Here is a 22,048-nt window from a genome sequence, read left to right as displayed (position 1 = left end):
CAGATGTTGTATAACAAAGGATGATTATTACACCGAAAAATTCATTTGGTGCTACCGTCACGTTATTCGAAAAGGATGAAAATTAAGCAGTGTATCACATAAGTAATTTAAGAATGGGGGGAAATTCATCATGGTTCTTTATCAAAATAGGACAGTCTCAGTTGAGGAGTATTTTCAAATTCGCGAAAGTAATGATGCATTATTGGAATATATCGATGGATTTGTTTATATGTCACCATCGCCATCGACAAAACATCAACGCATATCACGTAAACTAGAGCGCGCGTTTGAAGCATTTCTGGATGGTAATTCATGTGAATTATTCCACGCACCATATGATATTGAATTGAAAAACGAAAAAATCGATGGCACGAAAATCGTTATTCCAGATATCAGCATCATTTGTGATAAAAGTGGCTTTACGGATGCTAGGTATGTTGGCGTTCCAGACTTTGTCGTCGAAATCCTTAGTTCTTCCAATCAGTCCCATGATTTGGTCACAAAACTGAATTTATATATGGATTATGGTGTTAAAGAATATTGGATTGTCAATCCGATACTGCATTCAATAACGGTATATGCGCTAAATGATAAAGAGATGTATGAACAGCATGATGTGAAAACAGATACGGGAATGATCGCCTCTAAACTTTTCCATGGTTTATATGCCGATCTAAAGGATGTTTTCGCGAATTAGCTCCTACATTGCGGATGTTGTGTAACGGAGGGGATTGAAAAACTCATTTGGTTTTACTAAAAAAGGGTCCAGAGAACGTGATGTATCACATTAGTAATTTAGGAATGGAGGGAGTTCATCATGGTTCTTTATCAAAATAGGACAGTCACAGTTGAGGAGTATTTTCAAATTCGCGAAAGTAATGACGCATTATTGGAATATATCGATGGATTTGTTTATATGTCACCATCGCCATCAACAAAGCACCAACGCATATCCAGTAGGTTGCAGATTAAATTTGGAAATTTCCTTAAGGGTAAATCCTGTGAGGTATTTCCCGCACCATACGACATTGAATTAACGAATGAAAAAATGGATAATACGAAAATTGTTATTCCAGATATCAGCATTATTTGTGATAAAAGTGGCTTTACGGATGCTAGGTATGTAGGTGTTCCAGATCTAGTCGTTGAAATCCTTAGCCCTTCCAATCAGTCCCATGATTTGGTCATAAAACTGAATTTATATATGGAATATGGTGTTAAGGAATATTGGATTGTCGCAGCATTTTTATCTTCGGTTATGAACAATATGCCAACAGTTATGATCGATGCCTTAGCAATTGCTGAAACCGGGACGTCTGGTGTGGTGAGGGAGGCACTTGTTTATGCCAATGTGGTCGGATCTGACTTAGGACCAAAAATCACACCAATTGGTTCACTTGCTACCTTGGTGTGGCTCCATGTGTTGTCGCAAAAAGGGGTAAAAATTTCATGGGGAACCTATTTTAAAACCGGGATCATTTTAACGATTCCAATCCTGTTTATCACCTTACTAGGACTATTCTTAACGTTATTGGTTTTATAACTTTCAGGAAAATACAAAGGAGTATTAGGATGGCTAAAAAAACAATCTATTTTCTATGTACAGGGAACTCATGCCGTAGTCAAATGGCTGAAGGTTGGGCGAAACACTACCTTGGCAAGAATTGGGAGGTGAAAAGTGCAGGCATTGAAGCACATGGTCTAAATCAAAATGCCGTCAAAGCAATGAAGGAAGTTGGGATTGATATCTCTGATCAAAAATCAGAGATTATCGATACAGAAATATTAAACAATGCAGGTATGGCTGTTACCCTTTGTGGTGATGCAGAAGATAGATGCCCAATGACACCACCTCATGTTAGAAGGGAACATTGGGGTTTTGACGATCCTGCAAAAGCAGAAGGAACAGATGAAGAAAAATGGGCAGTTTTCCAACGTGTACGAGATGAAGTCGGGGAGAGAATGAAGCGCTTTGCGGAAATAGGTGAATAAAATAGCAGGGAGATGATCTCAGAAGCTTTTTCCGGTAGCCACGAGTTGTTGCTCCAATCGATTTTAAGTAGGTGGGGGAAGAAATTCAGGTAGAGTGTGGGAGATTAATGTTTTCTCACACTTATTTATGTTCCTTCAGCTGTTGCGGAGCCCACGCATTCTCAAAGTTTTCACATCTGTTGGAAATGCTGATAGGTGTTAACCTGGTCACGGGTCGATACACGAGGAGTAAAGGAACAGCCCATTCGTATACTTTGAAGGAGATTTTACATTTTGATCATGATTTTTTGCATTGAGAAACTTACTGATTTGATCCGTTTACCTGAATAAAAGTGTCAACTGGATAAACGCTTTTCTGTATCAGACCTTGCAGGATATGCGCTCCATTCCTCGGACGTGTAATCGGCTTTTTTATCGTATCAACTTTTGATATACTATATCAGTCTACATAACAATTAATATATATTTAGTTTTACATAGAAAGCGGTGCATCTTGTTGGGTCGTAACAGTATGATACAGAAAATTTATCTCTTTGGGCGAAAAGACCCCCTCCTCAAGGAATGCAAAGGATAAAATCCAATGAGTAAGTGGGGGATGAATCGCCCCTTCAAAAAGGCAGGCATGTTATTCAGAAACTCCGTCCTCCACCTGCTAATAAGTTGTGGGCTTACTTCATATTTTTGAGCGATTTCATTAAGAGTACTTTCTTCTCTCAATATTTCTAAAACAACCTTTGCTTTTTCCGCTGAACTATATCTTCTTCGTTTTTTACTCATAACACTAGTATTATCTTATTTTTTCATTTTTAGTGTCTAAACCCACGGATCATTATAGCATGACCATTGTCGTATTAGGATCGGCGTTTGGAGCTTTACCATTTGGAGTCGGATTTGACACATTCCATAGCTATACGTTAGTACTTGTTTTGTCGCTCATTTTCCCGATAGTTGGAATTGTTTGTTCGCTGTTGGCCAAAAAGCCCGATAAAGGGAAATTGACGGGTCAGTTGGATGGATAGGGAAACAATTATTTAAGCATTTTTCTATGGCCAAGGGCTCTCTTTTTTAAGGATTGCCCTCTTTTTAGTACTTGTACCATTTTATGAATTGTTATAATTATTTCTTTCGTTGCTTTTTTCGCTGTTTATTTGCTTGTTGCTGCTTCTTCTTTTTGGCCGTTTTTGATGGTCTGGATTTTGTGTGTGATTTACTCTTTTTTTTCCGTAAATAAATCATCAAATAATGACAGCTGATCAGGACTACGTGAGCCCGTTTTCGAAGGTGATGATTTTTTCCTGGTTCGGTTCATGAAGGTTTGATGAAACAGTTTTTCTTCTTCGGTAAACGTTTCAGCGCTAATACTCAAAGGTCTCACCCAAGTGTGTACAAAATCAAACCGCCAAATGTCATTTTCATACAATTTTATCAAGTTTTCTTTAATGTCAGCGACATACTCTAAAGCTCTATCATAGACTTCATTGGTTACGAGTTGTTGGTCACGAAGAAAATCATAAATGTATGGTATACCCCATAATACGGCAAAACCTCTTTCTTCTTCATTAGAGAAAAATCCAAAAAATCGCCCAATTAATTCATCTAAATCTTGATATTGAAAACTGAAATTCGCGAGCGACTCTTTCTCCAATAGCATTTTGCAATATGAAAACCATATGTTTGCACTTATGGAGAAGTGAAAGTTTCCGCGCTTTAGCATATATATCGCAAACTGCCAATAAAGGTTACGTTTTGCGCGGTTTGGATTGTCTTGAACCATTTTATCCCATTCATTACTAGTGAAAATAGGCGTTTCTTTATCTGCCGTTAGCGTATGATAAATTTCGGAAAGCTCTCCCTCTGACAGTGTCTCGTCAAATTCGAATTTTTTCACTGTATCTTTTAACTGTTGATAACTGGGCATATCTCTATTTTGTTCTGATGTTGTATAGAATTCCTGAAAAACATTATAAAAAATTAGATTTGTCAAGTCTGATTCTGCTCCAACTATTAATTCACTACTTTCCATTATTGGTTCATGCAATATGTTAGCCAATTTTAATGCGAGCTCATCCATTTGATAGAAACGGATCTTGTCATATAGTGGAGTAAACATATCATATCCGTGCCCTGGTTTCGTAATAAAAGGTTGAAGATGGGCATGCGCTTTGTCAAAATCCTTTGTATAAAGATAGTATTCAACCGCAAAGTTGCTCGAATATGGAAATTCTTTTTGGTAGAATTTTGAAGTTGATTCCCTGGTTTTTTCAATAAGATTTATCGCCTTTTCATACTGTTTTTCTTTGACTAGATCGCTTTTTAGGTCAACGAATACACTGCCAAAATCGTCTTCGATCAATTCATCGTCGGGTACATTCTGCTCTAGCAAATCCATGAACATGTCATATTGCTCATCTACAGGAAGCGTTGCAAAATGTTTGTACCATTGTTCCTTTTTTTCTATGTAAGAAATCAAAGATAGTATCCTCCTTATTTGCTGAAAAATAATAAATATGTTTTCTCTAGGATATCTGAAATGATGGTAGTTTTAAAGAAGTGGATAGCTATCGTAGTTCTCCGTGTACTACTAGTTTATTGATTAACTAACCTATTGACGTTTATTCTTTGTCTTGAAAATAAAGGATATTTGCTGATTCACCTCGAATATTGATCAATATATAGATCGGACTAAAACAAAGTGAAGCGATAATTTTGATGGGAGGGGAATTCATGTCTTGGCAAGGCGACTATTTAACACAGCGCGAAAGAGATAAATTACTTGATGATTTAACCGAGCAGCAGAAGAAGTTTGTGAATGATTATTTAAAACGTGGGAGAAGAACTGTTTTTGCCAATGTACTAGCGAAAGAAAAGGCGGGAAATGTTGCTGATGAAGATACGGAAAAGGTAGCCGAACAGTGGGAACTGCTCGATTATTTAGATGCTGGCCCAAATTGGCAAAATGAGGCACTATTATTTTGTGAGTGTGGCCGAGTACTCCGCTACCAATATATTGTGCAAAATCATGAAACAGGGGAGACAAAGAAGTTTGGCATTCGACATTTTGAAGAACATACAGGCATACCACCCCATCTTGTCAGGGAGATTGTGAAAGGAATTGAACGAATAGACTTTGAGTTGGACGAAATATTAGTCAAAATTTCCAGTAACTGGACGCTTGTATCAGAAGGATTAGATAAAATTCATCCTGATGTTCAAATTCCTAACGATATACAAACACATCTAGATTTAAATATTCCATTGTTAGATAGGCAAGTAGTGAGGTTGAAGAAAAAAGTAGCGGAACTTTACCAAGAGCAAGAAAGACAACAAAGGCTTGTCGTCATGCAAGAACGAGAAAAAGCACAAAAACAGCGGGAAGAAGAGTATGCCAAGAAAAGACAGGCGGTTGCTGAAAAGTTAGAGATAGGAGAGGTAATAAGTCATGGAACGGACATACAGCTGGAGCAGAAACTCCAATTAGCGGTTATGGTATTTTTAGAAAGTTTAACTGAGCCACAATTCTTTGCTAGCGAGGTTTGTGAAGAATTGGTTACCATCCATGCTGCTCCAGGTGATACGTTCTCTAGCGGCAAGTATAAGATATTTCCACATGTTTGTAGCTTTTTAGAAAATCTTACTGAACAGGGTATTCTTGCATTTGTTGGAAAACAAGGAGCCGTAGATCGTGTTTATAGAACTATTGATCAGGAACAAAAAATGGTCAAACAATAGGTGAAGAGGGATATCGCAATGGATTTATATCAAAATGAGTCTATTTCAGTAGAAGAATATTTTCAAATTCGTGAAAGCAGTGACGCTTTATTGGAATCTATCGATGGCAGATCTTCCACTCCTATCATGACCATTATGTCACAGAAAAAGTCAAAAAACTTCATTCAGTGGGTTTTTTCATCGCCCACTGAACAGAACCGGGGCTTGACCCCAATTATAATTCTTGATCCCTCTCGAATTTTTGAAATGGAGTTTTACTACCCGTTAATGGCGGGATAAAACAGTAACATCAATAATTTCATCCAAAGAAATCCACTCGCTATCAACAGCTGATACTAACTTCAGCTGTTGTTCGGGGATTATTTTCTGGACTTTTCCTGTCACATAGCAGTCGTGGTAGGGGTGGAAAATCTGGATTTTTAAGTTGGAGCCCTGCTGCATGGCATCTGAAATCATCTGGGAAAATAGCTCAATCTGCTGTTCATCCAGAATCGGTTTTGTTCGTTTCGTCAGTTCTTTTTGGTGTTGACGGATCCGCGCTTTATGCTCCGGCAGCATCATGCGGCTGGACTCCCACATTACATTACGACCTGGGGTTAGTTTATTTGGATTCATTTTACTTTTTCACTCCTTTTATAATTAAGTCGTTACAAGTCCAGCGAAACGATTCGCCGCTTGAATATCCTCTCTTATTTGTAATGCCCGCCAATTTTCTCAGCTCGACTAAACGCTTGCCCGGCATTTGTTAGTGAAGATGCCCGGACGATGGCGGTTGGTCCATATTTTGTATAGATATCATCCATGGCTTGAGAAAGATGTTCTTTTTTTAATGACAAATCGAAAAAGCTTAATTGATAAGGATCGGCTGGCTGCAGTTGTGATAATGTTATCCCGGCACTTCGAATGGGTTGTCGATCCCAGTGTATCCGGAATAAATGCAATGCCGATCGGAAAATATCCATGCCAAAATTGGTCGGTGATGCCAGCTTTATCTGCCGGTGAAATCCGGTTTTGAAAGAAAAATCTGCGCCCCCGACACTGACTGAGACGGTGTTGCCTCGATAGCCATCGGCCCGTGCGCGTCGAGCAACTTCTTCGCTTAATTCCAATAAGATCACTTTTATCTCGTCAAACGTTTCATAATCCCGAGGTAATGTCATGCGGTGTCCAACCGCCTTCTGTCCGTCGTGTGTTTTTGTTGTTACTGGGGCATAGTCAATTCCGTTTGCGGTTTGCCATAGAACTTGCCCATTAATTCCCCAACGTTTGGTTAGCGCATCTACAGAAAAATTTGCTAGCTGTCCAATTTTCTGAATACCCATTCGTTGCAGATGATGTCTCATCCGGCTGCCAACACCAAACATTTTACCAATTGGGAGTTCCCACATCGTCTCTTTCATGTTGGATTTATCTAATTGAAAAATTCCAGTCCGATTTTTCTTGGCAAACGCATCACAAGCTATTTTTGCCAATACTTTATTCGGCCCCATGCCAACCCGCGCATAGATGCCTGTTTCCTCCATGATTTCTCGCTGTATCTTTTTGGCAATGGTAAATGGATCCCCAAACAGTTTTTGGCTTCCGGTAATGTCTAAAAATTGTTCATCAATCGAAAATACTTCCACAAGATCGGTATAGTGCTCCAATATTTCGGTGATTTGGCATGACACATCAATATATCGCTGCATGCGTGGCCGTATAACGACAGCTTCCGGACATTTATTTTTTGCTTCCCATAATGCTTCAGCAGTTTTTACCCCATATTTCTTGGCAATGGGACAGGCAGCCAAAATAATTCCACTCCGTCGCTCCGGATCGCCTGACACAATTACTGGTTTGTCTTTCAGTTTTGGATTCTCCGCTTTTTCCACGGAAGCATAGAACGTCTGCATATCAACCAGAAAAATAACCCGTTTCATTCATAAGACTCCTTTTGAGGAAACTAGTGTTCTGTTCTTTTTATTTTATTATATGCGAATACACGTTCTTTATGCAATGGTAATTGTTAGAATGAACGGTTATTTTTATATAAAAAAATAGATTGTCCTGGCGAATTTTATGCGGGGGAAAAAGTGAATAGAACCGATTAATCATAACTTATTTCATTTGTAAAGCATGTCACTCTTTTTTAAACAGGCTGTAACCGCAGAGGTGGAGATACCGTGGTAGGATAGGCTTGTCAGTAATTAAAAGGGGGACAACAAAATGAGAAAGTTAGTACCTTTATGTCTTGGTTTAATTATGTTGTTCATTTCTACAATGACCGTTTCTGCAGCCGAATATGAAGTACGTAAGGGTGACACGCTTTGGGATATAGCTATTAACCATCATACAACCGTGGACGAACTGATGGAGGTAAATGGATTAAAATCAACGCTAATTTATTCGAAACAAAAATTAAAACTTAAAAAAGAGTATTATACCGTACAGGAGGGAGATACACTAAGTGGGATCAGTGAAGCATATGGTGATGAAGTAACTGTTGCGAATCTGAAAGCATGGAATGATCTTTCTTCTGATTTAATTATTATTGGACAAAAGCTGATTGTAAATGGACCGGAACCCCAGCCAGAATCAAAACGAGTAGAAGCAACGATTAACACAGATGCCCATTCCCAAAAATCTGAGACTCAGGTAAGCAAGGAAGCAAGTAAACAGGTCGGGAAACAACAAACAAAAGCAGAAGGAAGAACATTATCTGTTGAAGCAACAGCTTACACTGCCTACTGTTCGGGATGTTCGGGAATAACCGCAACAGGTGTGAATTTGCATGAGAATCCCAATGCAAAAGTAATTGCTGTTGATCCTGACGTTATCCCGCTTGGCTCAAAAGTTTATGTAGAAGGCTACGGATATGCTGTCGCGGCCGATACAGGTGGCGCTATAAATGGGAATACAATCGATGTACACCTCCCGACGAAGGAGCAGGCGTATAACTGGGGTAGAAGAACAGTAGAGGTTACGATCGTGGACTAGAAAGTAACATTGTGTATTTTTTCAAGTCGAGTTTTTTCAATCTTCATTATTTATTATTATGTTACAATAAAAACTAGAAATGTTGAGGAACTTTATAGGCTAATTAGGGGTGGAAATATGACAAAAATTGGATTCGTGCGCCATGGGGTGACGGACTGGAATAGAGAAAGAAGGGCGCAAGGGAGTACTGATGTACCACTTAACGAGGAAGGGATTTTACAAGCGGAAGAACTTGCCGATCATTTACAAGTTAAGGATTGGGACGTGATCTACTCTAGTAATCTAGCAAGGGCGAAACAAACCGCTGAGATAATTGGAAGTAAACTGGAAAATATAACGATTCATTTCGATCCCAGGCTACGCGAAAATGGTGGTGGAATGATCGAAGGAACGACAGAGGAAGAGCGAATAGCAAAATGGGGTCCTAATTGGCGGGAATTGGATTTACATAAAGAAAATAGCGAAAGTATTATGGCAAGGGGCCGATCGATAATGGATGAAATTTTGAAAGAACAAAATGGCAAGAACATATTAATTGTCAGCCATGGATCTTTTATTAAATCCCTTTTGAGAGAAATGCTGCCTGATGAGGATGTTGAGGAATCACTTCACAACTGTTCACTGACCATCCTAAAGAAGACTAAAGATATATGGAATCTGGAGTTGCATAATTGTACAAGATATGTATCAGCGCAGTCGTTGCGTTAACTTTCTATCAAACTAATTCATTCCGTATGTACAATAAGAAAATGTGATTGTAACCTATTTGAAACCTGTATTATCAAGGTAGCTATTCTTCTTGTAAACTAAAGGTATCTAACATAAAGGGGTAATTTTAATGGGGATAAACTTTCATGATGAAAAGAATCAACATAGTTATGTGACAAGAAAAGCCGATGATACATGGTTGTCCGCAGTAAAAACAATTATTCAAGGACGGAAAATTAACAAGGCGGTAGATATTGGTACAGGTGGAGGGATATATGCGAAAGCACTAGCTAACATAGGTATTCCTTTCATCACTGGAATTGATTTTTCAAAGGCTATGCTTAATGGAGCTAAACAAAATTGTAGCTTGTATAAACAAATAAATTTAAAATTGGGGGACGCTTATTGTTCTGGGCTTCCAGATGACGATGCAGACTTAGTTTTAGAAAGAGCACTCATTCACCATCTCGATGATTTAACTTCTTGCTTTTCCGAAGCCTATAGAATTTTGAGACCAGAGGGGACACTATTGGTACAAGATAGAACACCAGAAGACTGTCTATTAAAAGGGAATAGTCATCATATTCGTGGTTACTTATTTTCCTTATTCCCACATCTTGCAGAAATGGAAACAAAAAGGAGATATGCTTCTCCGGTCGTTAAAGCCGAGTTGAAGAGAGTAGGTTTTACATCCACGGAGGAAATAAAAATTTGGGAAGTACGAGAAACGTATCCGAACAAAGACCAGCTGATCCGTGATATAAAATCGAGGAACGGACGCTCGATCTTACATGAATTGTCAGATCAACAGGTATCATTTTTTGCTGACCATGTATATCAGTCGATACAAGATGGACCAATTATGGAGAAAGATCGATGGACGATTTGGATAGCAAGGAAGTAATAAATAAGGCTAGGAGAATGCAATGAGAAAAGTTAGAGTAACACCATATAATGAGAAATGGCCTTCGATGTTTACGGAAGAAGCTAATAAATTACGTAAGATTTTTGGCTCAGAGATCGTTAGCATTTATCACATTGGCAGCACATCAGTAAAAGGACTAAAGGCAAAGCCGATTATCGATATTATGCCCTTGGTAAAAAATATCAAGTCGGTTGATTCGTTTAACGACGCAATGAAGAAAATCGGCTATGAAGCAAAGGGTGAGAATGGGATACCTGGGCGGCGATATTTTCAGAAAGGTGGAGACAACCGCACGCATCATGTTCATATTTTTGAATCAGGTGATCACGAAGGTGAACGTCACATTGCATTTCGGGATTATTTGCGTGCACATCCAAATACAGCCAAAAAATATGGGGATCTAAAAGAAACATTGGCCCAGCGATTTCCCAATGACATAGAAGCATACATAAAAGGAAAAGAACAGCTTGTTTTAGAAATAGAAAGACAAGCAATAGCGTGGCAGGAAAGGCGATGATCATATCACCATGCGCTTATTGTTGGCGGAACAGGGATGCTGAGGGATGTTTCGAAATGGATTATTCAACAATGTAACCATACTTCAGTCATAGCTCGAAACAGGGAAAAGCTGAATCTCCTCCAAACCGTTTGTTCAGCATCGAATGTAGATCCTGTCTCCCTGGACTATAAAAACACCGGAGCGTTAAAAAGACATATTCAAAATCAAATAGCCAGCTATGGAGCAATTGATACAGTGGTTGCATGGTTGCATGGTGATGCCCCGCAGGCTATTCCAGCATTGCTTGATGAAATCAGCAGTCGGCAGAAAGTAGCCTATAAATTTTTCCATATTAAGGGCAGCAGCTATCATTTAAAGTCAATTCAATCTCAGATTTCAACGCCAAAAAATTGCCATTACCGCGATATACAGCTTGGTTTTGTAGTCGAAGGGGACACTTCCAGATGGCTGATTCATAAGGAAATAGCCGAGGGAGTCATAACGGCGATAAAACAGGATAGAAAAAGAATGGTAGTCGGACAGCTGGAACCATGGGAAAGGAGACCATAATGCCTGTACATGGGAGGAAAAATTGGAAGGTGTAACTGGTTTAGTTGCTAACCTTATCGAGTGTCATATCACCGCGAACAATTGATGCCCTCCAGATTGGTTATTAAAACCGCTGTTATTTTAAATTGCCCCAACAAACTGAATCCTTTCTCTTCTTTAAGCCGTATAAGTAATAGGGGAACGGAAAGGGGCCTAACGATGAAAATCTATTTAAAAATATTTTCAGTTTTGTTTTTGGCCATTGGTTTAGTAGCTTGTGGAGGAACAAAAAAGGGTTCATCGAGTGAACAAGAGGATACGAAAAGTACGTTCAAAAAATTAGCATCCGCAGATCAATTTCCGGATCAATTTCTAGCTGGCAATTTCGAAGCGCTTTACGAACAAACAAGTGATACGTTCCAAGCCAAAGTTCCATTGAAGCAATTTATTAACCTTGGGGAAGGGTTTAATAAAGGTGTAGATGGCTATCAGCTTGTTTCTAAAATACCTATTCAAAACATGATCGAGTATCAATGGATCAGTGAAAAAGGTGATAAAGGGATTCGTAGTTATTTTGCCGATGACCTTACTATTGAGGGGTTACAGCTTCTGCCAATCACCTCTTATCCGGAGAGTGATGAGCAATATACGGAAAATACGTATCGAATGCCAGTGACTGAAAAATGGTTCACTTTTTGGGGAGGAACAAATGAACTTGTTAATTATCACTATGTCTCAGAAAATCAGCGGTATGCGTATGATCTTGTCATGATGAATGGGGATACTTCTTTTAAAGGTGATCCAGCAAATAATGAAAGTTACTATGCATTTGGCAAAGAAGTTGTAGCGCCAAGGGGTGGGGTAGTTGTATCTGTTGAAAATGCGATTCCAGATAATACGCCAACCGTCGATACAAATACAGAGGAACCGCTTGGAAATCATGTTATTATCGAGCATGAAAATAATGAATACAGCGTGATCGCGCATTTAAGAGAAGGCAGTTTGAAAATAGTGGAAGGCGATAAAGTAAGTGCAAATGATTTAGTAGGTTTGGTTGGGAATTCCGGCAATTCCAGTGAGCCGCACATCCATTTTCATGTGGTTGATAGTCCGAAATGGAAGGAAGCGACTTCAATCCGAATAAAATTTGCGAATGGAATAGATCCTGTACGCGGGGATATCGTTACAGGATTTTGAGCACGCATGTGTTAGAATAGAATCCCGCCGAAGAGAATTCTGCAACCTTTCTAGAAATTCAAGCAGTAAATGGGGTGTCTAAATTTAGTAAGAAAACTAGAATGCTAATTGGTATAGTTGCCAATCTTGTTATCTGTATTTACGGTGTGTATGGATTGGTAACGGAAAACTCCATATCAAATGTATCCTTTATCCCTGTTATTTTAGCAGTAGGCGGCTTTATCGGTTTTGTTGGTGGTATTGTTGAACTAAGGAAAATGGAAAAATAATGAGTTTGGTCGACATTGTCAATGTAATCTGAGGGGGATATTTTCAAAAAATAAAGGATCGTCACAGAACGTGACGATCCTGGATATACAGGGTATATATTTTTAACAATCTGGATCTTCCAGATGCAATACTTCGGGGCGATTGTTTTTGACCGGAATAGGTGATCGGAATAATATGCCCTTACTTCACGGAAAGAAAAAGGAATGATCGGCCATAAATATGGAACCCCGAGCGAATTTAATCGGGCTAGAACAAAGGTCCATAAGGCGATTCCTCCGACATAACCTGGAACTCCAAAGGCTGCCGTAACTAGAAGTAATGCGATCCGAGAGTGGAAGAATTTCTATCTGGCCGCGGTTGGAATCCATATCCAACCTTTCGTTACACAGAAAGGCCGGATATTGCTGCGGTTAATTTATATGAAGGCCACTTTGTTCGTGCATCAATAATGATAATTTTATCAATGCCATCTACAACAAGTGCGGATGCACCACTTAATACCCAAAAAACAGCTTTATCCAAATCATCTTCAGCAGATAATTCAATATATGGAAGGTGAGTTCTCATTAATTTAAGCAACGGATCGGGTTCAAGTTGCTCCGGTTTAAGTTCTGATAATATTTCCATCAAAAAGTGCATGATTTTGTCTTTGGCAAAACCATCAATTAAAAATAGCCCCATATCCCGATCAGCATAGTTCAGATCAAGCTGGATGACATCGAAACTTTCCCCAACACCGAGTCCGGTTTTCATATATTCAATGTTGTCGGTAAAATTGGTGAATACCGGTTGTTTATGATCGTTATGATCCATTCATTTCTCCCCTTCCTAGCATATGAAAATAGCAAATATCTCACGTTTAAGCGAAAGTGCTATTTTCTATCACTTTCCATCTTTAACCAAAAAGGGATTCTCTAAACATATCAATCTGATCTTATGTAAGTGTCGATAGGTTAGAATTTAGGAAACTATTACAAATGGGAGGGAGCTTCTTTTGTTGGTGCGCATTGTTGGAGGTTGTTCTCAAGTTTACAATTCTATGGTTCATGGGTATACGCGGAGTTCAAATCCAGAAAACATAAATAAAAGATCGCCATATAACCATGGCGATCCTAAGTTCCTACCGGTGATTCGTATACTGCATCGGTTTCGTAACTGCTTGCAGTGCTTGAAACTTTTCTTCCGATAATGGAGCTGCCTGACCAATTGCTGTATTTTCTACAAGTTGTTCCACGGAGCTTGCGCCAAACACAGCACTTGCAACCGCTGGGTGATAAAGGACATATTGCAATGCCACGGTATTAAACGAAGTATCCTCACCAAGAATATCTTTTATTTCGTCATAGACTTTTACTAATTCCTCATATGTGTAATCCAAATAGCCTTCACGTGATTTCCGCTCAATTTGTTTTTCACCATTATTGCTCAAAATCCCTTTAGCAAGTGGTCCACGGGCGAAAACACTAATATTATTTTCGTGTAATAGATTCAACACTTCTTCTTCCGGCCGACGATCTAGCAGACTATACTGCATCATCACAGCATCAATATGAGAACGTTTTACATATTCCCTGATCACGTTAGGGCGAATGGATGATATCCCATATGCACGAATCAGTCCGTCTTTTTTCAGTTCCTCGAACGCCTCAATTGTTTCATCAATCGGATCGTCAATTGTTCCACCATGCAGCATATAAAAATCAATGTAGTCTGTTTTAAGACGTTGTAAGCTGTCCTTCAAGCCTTCTTTAATATGTGCTTTAGACGGATCCCAAAACCAATCCTTTGTATCACGATTAAAATGATTACCAACCTTTGATGTGACGATCACTTCCTCACGTCTACCTTTTAATGCTGCTCCGACAATTTCCTCATTCTGACCAAAATCATACAGATCAGCAGTATCCAAATGATTGACCCCGGCTGCTAGTGCCTGGTCGATAATCGTTTGTGCTTGTTTTTGATCTGTTCCTAGTGACATGCACCCAAGCGTCAATTCTGAAACATATAAGTCCGATGTTCCCAGCTGCTTTTTCTTCATTCCATTCCCTCCGTTTCCAATTCCATACTCCTATTGTAAAAATACCCCACGCCAAACTCAAGCTTTTCAATTATGGTAAAATACACTATGTGGTTATTCGAAATAGATACTAAACATAAAAATGTGCCACGTCCAGCTCCAGTGCCCAGCGGCTAGTGGCCAACACCCGCCTCCGTACGATAAGTCAACATCGACTCTAGACTAAAGGAAGGCCGACTAAAAACGGGCTTTGCGCCCAACATCGGCATACCCCTTTTGAAGGGGCATGTTTCCTTTATCTCCTGTGGTTCAGTCCAGCACATACGCCGCTAACCGGGCACTTCCGCTTTTGTTTTGGTAAAATAGAATAAGCATAAATAAATGAGGTTGATAAAATGAAAAAATTTGAAGAGAAAACAATAAAGACAGAGAAAATATACGATGGAAAAGTGGTCAAGCTACAAGTAGATGACGTAACATTACCAGACGGAAATACAGCGAAACGCGAGCTGATTAAACATCCGGGTGCAGTAGGGATTATCCCAATTACTAAGGATAAGAAAATCATTTTTGTTGAACAATATCGGAAACCACTTGAAAAATCACTCGTCGAAATTCCTGCCGGCAAGTTGGAAGAAGGGGAGAAGCCGGAAATAACCGCAGTCCGGGAGCTGGAAGAAGAAACAGGTTACACAACAAACCAGCTTAAACACGTCACGTCCTTTTATACCTCACCAGGCTTTGCCAACGAATTGATGCATATTTACCTGACCGATCAATTAGAAGCCCTTACGAAAAAAGTAGCTGGTGATGATGATGAGTTTGTTGAACTAGTTGAATTGACGTTAGAGGAAGCGAAACAATACGTAAAAGAACAGCGAATTCATGATGCGAAAACAAATTATGCGATTCTTTACTTAGAAACTTTGGAGATGATGTAAGCTATGCTACAAACTTATTTTGCCGATATGCACATCCATATCGGTAGGGATATGTACAATAAACCAGTAAAAATTACCGGTGCCAAAACTTTAACCCTTACGAATGTTTTAAAAGAAGCCAGTAGAAACAAAGGAATTCAAATGGTTGGTGTAATAGACAGCCATGCTCCTGCTGTCCAACAGGAACTAAAACAACTGATCGAACAGGGGGCGGCTTATGAACTAAATGATGGCGGCGTACAGTTTGAACAAGTAACACTACTGTTAGGCTCGGAAATAGAAATCTATGACGAAAACTGCAAAGGCCCGATTCATGTGCTTTGCTTTTTCCCGACCCTTGCCAAAATCGAACAGTTTTCCGAGTGGCTGACAACCAAAATGAAAAACATCACATTAAGTTCCCAGCGTTACTATGGAACCGGAAAGGAACTGCAATATAAAGTTAAGGAATTAGAAGGAATTTTTATCCCAGCTCATGTGTTTACACCATTTAAAAGCATGTATGGAAAAGGGGTCCGTAAGTCCTTAAAAGAGGTATTTGATCCGGACTTAATTGACGGAATTGAACTTGGTTTGAGTTCGGACACCGATATGGCTGATCAAATTAGTGAATTACATGATTACACGTTCGTTTCCAATTCAGATGCCCACTCACTGGCGAAAATAGCGAGGGAGTACCAGGAAATTCAGATGGAGGAACCGTCATTTAAGGAATTCTATTGGGCATTACACGAGGTAAATGGGCGTAAAATCACTAAAAACTTCGGCATGAATCCACAACTGGGTAAATACCATACAACAGTGTGCAGCAATTGTTTGGAGCAAGTACCATATAACACGAAACAGTGTCCAAGCTGTGGTTCGAAAAAAATAATTAACGGTGTGTTTGATCGTATTCAGGAGTTAACAGACGCTGAAACAGTCACGAGGGAACGACCACCATATCTGTACCAAGTTCCATTAGAATATTTGCCAAAACTTGGACCGAGGACATTTCAAAAACTATTAGATCGTTTTCAGACTGAAATGTACGTGATCCATCATGCCACATTAGAAGAGTTACAAGAAATTGTCCCGGAAAAACTAGCAACCGCTATTATTCAAATGCGAGAAGGAAATTTAATGATTAACGCTGGCGGCGGCGGGAGATATGGTAGTATTGCACAATCGGAATAAGCATGAAAGAGAATACCGTTGCCATTAAGTACCATCAAGTGAAAACATGTGAAACTATAAAAAATAAACATTGAAAGAGTAAATTTGGTATTTTTATCTGGAATTCTTCATAGATTCTAACTATAGACATTATCGTTTACCTATAGCCTTTGAATTTGAATGGAGGATTCCGATGTACCAAAAAAGAACTCTAGCGGTCAACCACGTTAAGGAACATGCAGCAATCTACCTGTTTATGATCATTTTATTTTTAACTGGCGTCATTTTTGGTGCGATTATTGTAAACAGTATGGGTGTTGCCCAAAAACTGGATCTGTTTTTCTATTTGGAACGTTTCTTTGGACAAATTACAGGAAAACAATCCATCGAAAATATGGATATCTTAAAGGAAAGCTTTTTTTATCATACGAAATATTTATTGCTCTTGTTTGTGTTAGGTTTATCCGTCATTGGCCTTCCAATTGTTTGGATTTTGTTGTTTTTAAAAGGTTTGGTCGTTGGCTTTTCTGTCGGTTTTATTGTGAATCAGCTTGGGTTTAAAGGGTTAGCACTGGCTGCCTTAGCAATCGCCCCACAAAATATTTTGATTATCCCGGTCTATATCGTGGCAGGAAGCTTATCGATGATTTTTTCCTTAACCTTACTTAGTAAATTGTTTACTAATAGATTATCCCAACCAATTTTGCAGCCATTTGGAAAGTATATCACGATCTTTTCCCTATTATTAATCGTCTCCGTTGTTGCAGCGGGCATGGAAGCTTTTGTGAGTAATGAAGCGATGGAAGCATTAATCAAGTCTATTTACAAATAATAATAATTATAATATGATAATTATTATTGAAGACAGTTTGTAATAATTATACTTTGACACTGGTTTCAACTGTGCCTATAATGAAGATGGGGATAATAGGGAGGGGGACCTGCTATGGCCATGGAACATCGAATCGATCGAATTAAAAAGGAACTCCATGCACAAAGCTATAAGCTGACTCCACAACGAGAAGCAACAGTAAAGGTATTATTGGAACGTGAGGAAGACCATCTTAGTGCTGAAGATATTTATCTGTTAGTGAAAGAAAAAGCACCGGAAATTGGGCTTGCTACCGTTTATCGAACATTAGAATTGCTATCTGAACTAAAAATTGTTGATAAAATTAATTTTGGTGATGGCGTCTCTCGCTATGATTTGCGTAAAGAAGGAGCGGAACACTTCCATCATCATCTTGTTTGCATTGAATGTGGATCCGTTGAAGAAATTGTTGATGATTTATTAGGAGATGTCGAAAAGATTGTTGAGAACGATTGGGGCTTTCAAGTAAAGGATCATCGTCTGACATTTCATGGCATTTGCAAGCAATGTCAGAAGGTAGCTGTTAAATCAACCTAAATAATAAGATGAAGTATGCCTTTTTTCTGTGAGTGGAGAAAGGCATTTTCTTATGGGAAAGAAAGTATAAATTTGGCTCTAATATGTTCTTTGGAAGAGCAGCCACGTCCAGTTCTAATGTAGCGTTTTCAGTCTGTAGGGACGCTTCCTCTTTTGCTTTACAATTTACAAATGAATGGAAATAAGGTATTTTGAAGATAACGTAATTTTCTAGTCTATTTTAAGCTTGTATGTATATTGTTCCGCTTTTTTGGCATATCTTTTATTAATAGTATTAAAGATTGTTCAAAAAGTCTGGTAAAAATAACACATCGTTAAGGGTAACTTTAACTAAGTCCTTTTTATCCTCCTTTTTGAACACGTAGTATTAGATATTTAAAAGGGGACATGCTGTTGTGAAGCGGATGATATGGGATACACTAAAGATTTTTGTCATTTTTGTAGCATGTACATGTTTATTTTATTTTGGATTGCGGATTATGCACACCGAATATGAACAAATTCATCGCTACGATTCACCTGAAGGACCGTCAGTAAAGGTCTTTAAGCAAGAACCAGATTTCATTGATCGATTGAACTTATTTTTTCAATTGGGAGAGTAGTAGCTATGTTAGCGTCTACATTAGAGGATTTTTTTCATTATTTACAAATCGAACGCGGGTTGTCTAATAACACATTAAAATCATACAAACGAGACTTGAACCAGTATCGGCAATACATGGAAAAGGTTATCCAGAAAACATCGTGGGAATCCGTTGTACGAAGTGATATTATCGGCTTTTTGTATATGTTAAAAGATGATGGAAAGTCAGCAGCAACGTTAGCTCGTGCAATATCATCGATTCGTTTATTTCACCGGTTTTTAATTAGTGAGCAGATTGTGACACATGATGCAAGTTTACATATAGAGACACCGAAACAGGAAAGAAAGCTACCGGATATCCTGTCACCAAAAGATGTGGAAGCTTTGCTCACGATTGAAGGGAATTCCCCTTTAAAAATCCGAAATAAAGCAATGCTGGAATTATTGTATGCGACTGGCCTACGCGTGACTGAACTAATCACCCTTAAGGTAAGTGATCTACATTTAACGATGGGATTTGTCCACTGTCTTGGAAAAGGGTCAAAAGAGAGAATCGTCCCACTTGGTAACATAGCTGAGCAAGCAGTGGAATCCTATTTGCAGTATGCCCGTGGCAGCTTGGTGAAACGTAGTGGAGCAGATACGTTATTTGTAAATCAGCATGGTAGACCTTTAACAAGGCAAGGCTTCTGGAAAATTCTCAAAGGCGCTGCCAGAGATGCGGAGATAACCAAAACGATCACACCACATACATTGCGACATTCATTTGCAACACATTTGTTGGAAAATGGTGCTGATTTACGCTCCGTTCAGGAGATGCTCGGCCATGCCGATATTTCAACAACACAAATCTATACCCATGTTACAAAAGCTAGATTGAAAGATGTGTATAAAACGTATCATCCACGAGCATAATTTTTAACTTTAGTTGTCTGACATCCTACAACGTAGTAAAATAGACATATTAAAGGTATATTTAGGGAACATATCAATGGGAGGTAATCAACATGAATCAATTTAAACGTGTATTTTTAATCGTGATGGACTCAGTTGGAATCGGCGAGGCACCAGATGCTGAAAAGTTTAATGATGTAGGTGCAGACACATATGGCCATATTGCAGAACGGATGAATGGTCTGAAGATGCCAAACATGGGGAAATTAGGGTTGAGTAATATCCGGGAAATTAAAGGAATCGAACCGGCAGCAGAACCAGCGGCTTATTACACTAAAATGCAGGAAGCATCAAACGGGAAAGATACCATGACTGGTCATTGGGAAATCATGGGATTAAACATTCAAAAACCATTTCGTACATTTCCAGATGGATTTCCACCCGAATTGATTAATGAATTAGAAGAAAGAACCGGTCGCAAAGTGATTGGAAATAAACCAGCTTCTGGTACGGTAATACTTGATGAGCTTGGTGAAGAACACATGAAAACTGGGGCATTGATTGTGTATACCTCAGCAGACTCTGTGTTGCAAATTGCTGCACATGAAGATGTTGTACCACTTGATGAATTGTATCGGATTTGTGAAATTGCCCGCGAATTAACCTTGGATGAACGCTATATGGTAGGTCGGGTGATCGCAAGGCCATTTATCGGTGAACCAGGTGCATTCGAACGTACATCCAACCGCCATGATTATGCATTAAAACCATTTGGTCGAACCGTCATGAATGAATTAAAAGATGCAAACTATGATGTTATCGCACTAGGGAAAATTTCTGACATTTACGATGGAGAAGGTGTCACAGAAGCAATTCGTACCAAGGACAATGATGATGGCATGACAAAACTAGTCGAGACAATGGAAAAGGATTTTAATGGAATTAGCTTTTTAAACTTAGTTGATTTTGATGCGAAATATGGTCATAGACGTGATCCAGAAGGCTATGGGGAAGCATTGCAAGCATATGATGCCAGACTCCCTGAGGTGTTAAATAAACTTACAGATGAGGATTTGCTGATTATCACAGCTGACCATGGTAATGACCCGATCCATCATGGAACAGATCATACACGCGAATATGTCCCATTGCTTGTTTATCATACAAACAATAGTAACAAAGAAAAACAACTGCCACTTAGAGAAACATTTGCAGACATTGGCGCAACCATCGCAGATAACTTTGATGTAAAAATGCCTGAACACGGAAAAAGTTTTCTAGATAATATTCGCTAGAGAAAAGATCAAGGAACCAGTCATCTAGCTGGTTCCTGCCTCATATATACGATTACAAATATTTCACAAGAGAGGATGGAACGTTTATGAATCATCAAGAAGTAAAAGAAGCGAGTTCAGTTATCCAAGAAAGACTCACGACTCAACCAGCAATAGGCTTGATTTTAGGGTCTGGATTAGGAGTTTTAGCTGACAAAATTGAAAATCCAACTGTCATTCCATATCAAGAGATACCATATTTTCCAGAATCAACTGTATCCGGTCACAAAGGACAACTGGTTTCAGGAGCATTAGAAGGAAAACAGGTTATTGCCATGCAAGGCCGCTTTCATTTTTATGAAGGGTATTCCATGAAGCAAGTTACGTTCCCTGTACGAGTTATGAAGGAACTTGGGATCGAGTCACTAATTGTGACCAATGCTGCTGGTGGCATCAATAAATCGTTCAACCCTGGTGATTTAATGCTTATCAGTGATCATATTAATAATATGGGAACCAATCCATTAATCGGGCCAAATAATGATGCGTTTGGTGTGCGTTTCCCTGATATGTCACAGGTGTATGACAAAGAATATCTAGCACATGCAAAATCTTGTGCGAACGAATTAGGAATAGCAGTACAAGAAGGTGTGTACGTGGGAAATACTGGTCCTACATACGAAACACCTGCAGAAATTAAGATGCTCAGGACAATGGGAGGAGATGCTGTTGGAATGTCAACAGTTCCTGAAGTAATTGTTGCTGGACATGCAGGATTGCGTGTATTAGGGATTTCTTGCATTTCCAACATGGCAGCAGGAATCCTAGATCAACCCTTAACCCATGATGAAGTAATCGAAACAACGGATAAAGTGAGAGAAAACTTTTTACAATTCGTGAAAAAAATTATTCAAACACTACCATAAAA

Annotated in this window: 26 protein-coding genes and 3 pseudogenes; 22 read left to right on the top strand and 7 right to left on the bottom strand. The window is 39.0% G+C overall.

Annotated elements, in window-relative coordinates:
- The first annotated feature begins 130 nt into the window (after positions 1–130).
- The 3 genes from ACW2QC_RS03570 to arsC all read left to right on the top strand — a co-directional run bounded on the left by ACW2QC_RS03570 (position 131) and on the right by arsC (position 1,992).
- On the top strand, positions 131–697 hold the full coding sequence (locus tag ACW2QC_RS03570) for a Uma2 family endonuclease (protein ID WP_457542593.1): 567 nt from the start codon (positions 131–133) through the stop codon (positions 695–697).
- A 120-nt stretch (positions 698–817) separates the two neighbouring features.
- Positions 818–1,543 carry an ArsB/NhaD family transporter gene (locus ACW2QC_RS03565; RefSeq protein ID WP_457542592.1) on the top strand — a complete coding sequence of 242 codons (726 nt, stop codon included), beginning with the start codon at positions 818–820 and terminating at the stop codon, positions 1,541–1,543.
- Positions 1,544–1,572: 29 nt separating this feature from the next.
- A complete protein-coding gene (gene arsC, locus ACW2QC_RS03560) occupies positions 1,573–1,992 on the top strand; it encodes an arsenate reductase (thioredoxin) (protein WP_457542591.1) in 420 nt (139 codons plus the stop codon).
- A gap of 525 nt (positions 1,993–2,517) precedes the next feature.
- Here arsC and ACW2QC_RS03555 read toward each other — a convergent pair.
- On the bottom strand, positions 2,518–2,769 hold the full coding sequence (locus tag ACW2QC_RS03555) for a transposase (protein WP_457542590.1): 252 nt from the start codon (positions 2,767–2,769) through the stop codon (positions 2,518–2,520).
- 59 nt (positions 2,770–2,828) lie between these two features.
- Between ACW2QC_RS03555 and ACW2QC_RS03550 the strand changes: the two genes are divergently transcribed.
- Entirely contained in the window at positions 2,829–3,011 is a 183-nt protein-coding gene (locus ACW2QC_RS03550; RefSeq protein ID WP_457542589.1) for a hypothetical protein, read from the top strand.
- 188 nt (positions 3,012–3,199) lie between these two features.
- Here the strand turns inward: ACW2QC_RS03550 and ACW2QC_RS03545 are convergent, their stop codons facing one another.
- The gene (locus tag ACW2QC_RS03545; RefSeq protein WP_457542588.1) at positions 3,200–4,462 is read right to left on the bottom strand and encodes a hypothetical protein; all 1,263 of its coding nucleotides are present in this window, start codon (positions 4,460–4,462) and stop codon (positions 3,200–3,202) included.
- Positions 4,463–4,716: 254 nt separating this feature from the next.
- On the opposite strand from ACW2QC_RS03545, the gene ACW2QC_RS03540 reads away from it, so the two are divergent.
- Positions 4,717–5,721, top strand: coding sequence for a DUF3895 domain-containing protein (locus ACW2QC_RS03540; RefSeq protein ID WP_457542587.1), 1,005 nt, complete (start codon positions 4,717–4,719; stop codon positions 5,719–5,721).
- Between the two features lie 18 nt (positions 5,722–5,739).
- Positions 5,740–6,000 (top strand): hypothetical protein, encoded by a 261-nt coding sequence (locus ACW2QC_RS03535; RefSeq protein WP_457542586.1) that lies wholly within the window; start codon positions 5,740–5,742, stop codon positions 5,998–6,000.
- Here ACW2QC_RS03535 and ACW2QC_RS03530 read toward each other — a convergent pair.
- Together ACW2QC_RS03530 and ACW2QC_RS03525 are read right to left on the bottom strand one after the other, a co-directional pair.
- The gene (locus tag ACW2QC_RS03530; RefSeq protein ID WP_457542585.1) at positions 5,986–6,336 is read right to left on the bottom strand and encodes a YolD-like family protein; all 351 of its coding nucleotides are present in this window, start codon (positions 6,334–6,336) and stop codon (positions 5,986–5,988) included. The two genes, ACW2QC_RS03535 and ACW2QC_RS03530, sit on opposite strands and share 15 nt — an antisense overlap.
- A 74-nt stretch (positions 6,337–6,410) precedes the next feature.
- Entirely contained in the window at positions 6,411–7,640 is a 1,230-nt protein-coding gene (locus tag ACW2QC_RS03525; protein WP_457542584.1) for a DNA polymerase IV, read from the bottom strand.
- A 286-nt stretch (positions 7,641–7,926) separates the two neighbouring features.
- On the opposite strand from ACW2QC_RS03525, the gene ACW2QC_RS03520 reads away from it, so the two are divergent.
- The 7 genes from ACW2QC_RS03520 (at position 7,927) to ACW2QC_RS03490 (ending at position 12,844) form a co-directional block, all read left to right on the top strand.
- Positions 7,927–8,697: a LysM peptidoglycan-binding domain-containing protein gene (locus ACW2QC_RS03520; RefSeq protein WP_457542583.1), complete on the top strand. Its 771-nt coding sequence runs from the start codon at positions 7,927–7,929 to the stop codon at positions 8,695–8,697.
- Positions 8,698–8,814: 117 nt separating this feature from the next.
- A complete protein-coding gene (locus ACW2QC_RS03515) occupies positions 8,815–9,405 on the top strand; it encodes a histidine phosphatase family protein (protein ID WP_457542582.1) in 591 nt (196 codons plus the stop codon).
- Positions 9,406–9,535: 130 nt separating this feature from the next.
- Complete coding sequence (locus ACW2QC_RS03510) at positions 9,536–10,309, top strand: class I SAM-dependent methyltransferase (RefSeq protein WP_457542581.1); 774 nt, start codon at positions 9,536–9,538, stop codon at positions 10,307–10,309.
- Between the two features lie 22 nt (positions 10,310–10,331).
- Positions 10,332–10,847, top strand: a complete 516-nt coding sequence (locus tag ACW2QC_RS03505; RefSeq protein WP_457542580.1) for a GrpB family protein — start codon at positions 10,332–10,334, stop codon at positions 10,845–10,847.
- 18 nt (positions 10,848–10,865) lie between these two features.
- Entirely contained in the window at positions 10,866–11,399 is a 534-nt protein-coding gene (locus ACW2QC_RS03500) for a short-chain dehydrogenase (RefSeq protein ID WP_457542649.1), read from the top strand.
- 198 nt (positions 11,400–11,597) lie between these two features.
- Positions 11,598–12,575, top strand: a complete 978-nt coding sequence (locus tag ACW2QC_RS03495) for a peptidoglycan DD-metalloendopeptidase family protein (RefSeq protein ID WP_457542579.1) — start codon at positions 11,598–11,600, stop codon at positions 12,573–12,575.
- A 74-nt stretch (positions 12,576–12,649) separates the two neighbouring features.
- Entirely contained in the window at positions 12,650–12,844 is a 195-nt protein-coding gene (locus ACW2QC_RS03490; protein ID WP_457542578.1) for a hypothetical protein, read from the top strand.
- 158 nt (positions 12,845–13,002) lie between these two features.
- Here ACW2QC_RS03490 and ACW2QC_RS03485 read toward each other — a convergent pair.
- Positions 13,003–13,170, bottom strand: a pseudogene (locus tag ACW2QC_RS03485) (spore germination protein); the annotation flags it as partial.
- A gap of 6 nt (positions 13,171–13,176) precedes the next feature.
- On the opposite strand from ACW2QC_RS03485, the pseudogene ACW2QC_RS03480 reads away from it, so the two are divergent.
- Positions 13,177–13,275 (top strand): annotated as a pseudogene (locus ACW2QC_RS03480) (spore germination protein); the annotation flags it as partial.
- 62 nt (positions 13,276–13,337) lie between these two features.
- Here ACW2QC_RS03480 and ACW2QC_RS03475 read toward each other — a convergent pair.
- Together ACW2QC_RS03475 and ACW2QC_RS03470 are read right to left on the bottom strand one after the other, a co-directional pair.
- Positions 13,338–13,526 (bottom strand): annotated as a pseudogene (locus ACW2QC_RS03475) (spore germination protein); the annotation flags it as partial.
- A 439-nt stretch (positions 13,527–13,965) separates the two neighbouring features.
- A complete protein-coding gene (locus ACW2QC_RS03470) occupies positions 13,966–14,886 on the bottom strand; it encodes an aldo/keto reductase (protein ID WP_457542577.1) in 921 nt (306 codons plus the stop codon).
- A 374-nt stretch (positions 14,887–15,260) separates the two neighbouring features.
- Between ACW2QC_RS03470 and ACW2QC_RS03465 the strand changes: the two genes are divergently transcribed.
- From ACW2QC_RS03465 to ACW2QC_RS03430, 8 genes are all read left to right on the top strand, one after another.
- A complete protein-coding gene (locus ACW2QC_RS03465; RefSeq protein ID WP_457542576.1) occupies positions 15,261–15,806 on the top strand; it encodes an NUDIX domain-containing protein in 546 nt (181 codons plus the stop codon).
- Between the two features lie 3 nt (positions 15,807–15,809).
- Positions 15,810–16,982 carry an endonuclease Q family protein gene (locus ACW2QC_RS03460; RefSeq protein ID WP_457542575.1) on the top strand — a complete coding sequence of 391 codons (1,173 nt, stop codon included), beginning with the start codon at positions 15,810–15,812 and terminating at the stop codon, positions 16,980–16,982.
- A 172-nt stretch (positions 16,983–17,154) separates the two neighbouring features.
- A complete protein-coding gene (gene spoIIM / locus ACW2QC_RS03455) occupies positions 17,155–17,793 on the top strand; it encodes a stage II sporulation protein M (protein ID WP_457542574.1) in 639 nt (212 codons plus the stop codon).
- Positions 17,794–17,913: 120 nt separating this feature from the next.
- Positions 17,914–18,369: a ferric iron uptake transcriptional regulator gene (gene fur / locus ACW2QC_RS03450; protein WP_457542648.1), complete on the top strand. Its 456-nt coding sequence runs from the start codon at positions 17,914–17,916 to the stop codon at positions 18,367–18,369.
- Positions 18,370–18,773: 404 nt separating this feature from the next.
- The gene (locus ACW2QC_RS03445) at positions 18,774–18,971 is read left to right on the top strand and encodes a YqzK family protein (protein ID WP_457542647.1); all 198 of its coding nucleotides are present in this window, start codon (positions 18,774–18,776) and stop codon (positions 18,969–18,971) included.
- A 5-nt stretch (positions 18,972–18,976) separates the two neighbouring features.
- On the top strand, positions 18,977–19,867 hold the full coding sequence (gene xerD, locus ACW2QC_RS03440; protein WP_457542573.1) for a site-specific tyrosine recombinase XerD: 891 nt from the start codon (positions 18,977–18,979) through the stop codon (positions 19,865–19,867).
- A gap of 92 nt (positions 19,868–19,959) precedes the next feature.
- Entirely contained in the window at positions 19,960–21,141 is a 1,182-nt protein-coding gene (gene deoB, locus ACW2QC_RS03435) for a phosphopentomutase (protein ID WP_457542572.1), read from the top strand.
- Between the two features lie 86 nt (positions 21,142–21,227).
- Positions 21,228–22,046: a purine-nucleoside phosphorylase gene (locus tag ACW2QC_RS03430; protein WP_457542571.1), complete on the top strand. Its 819-nt coding sequence runs from the start codon at positions 21,228–21,230 to the stop codon at positions 22,044–22,046.
- Positions 22,047–22,048: the final 2 nt, after the last annotated feature.

The organism is Virgibacillus sp. FSP13 (assembly GCF_054048505.1).
Note: the sequence above shows the minus strand (reverse complement) of the source record. Positions and strands in the feature narration are given on the sequence as shown.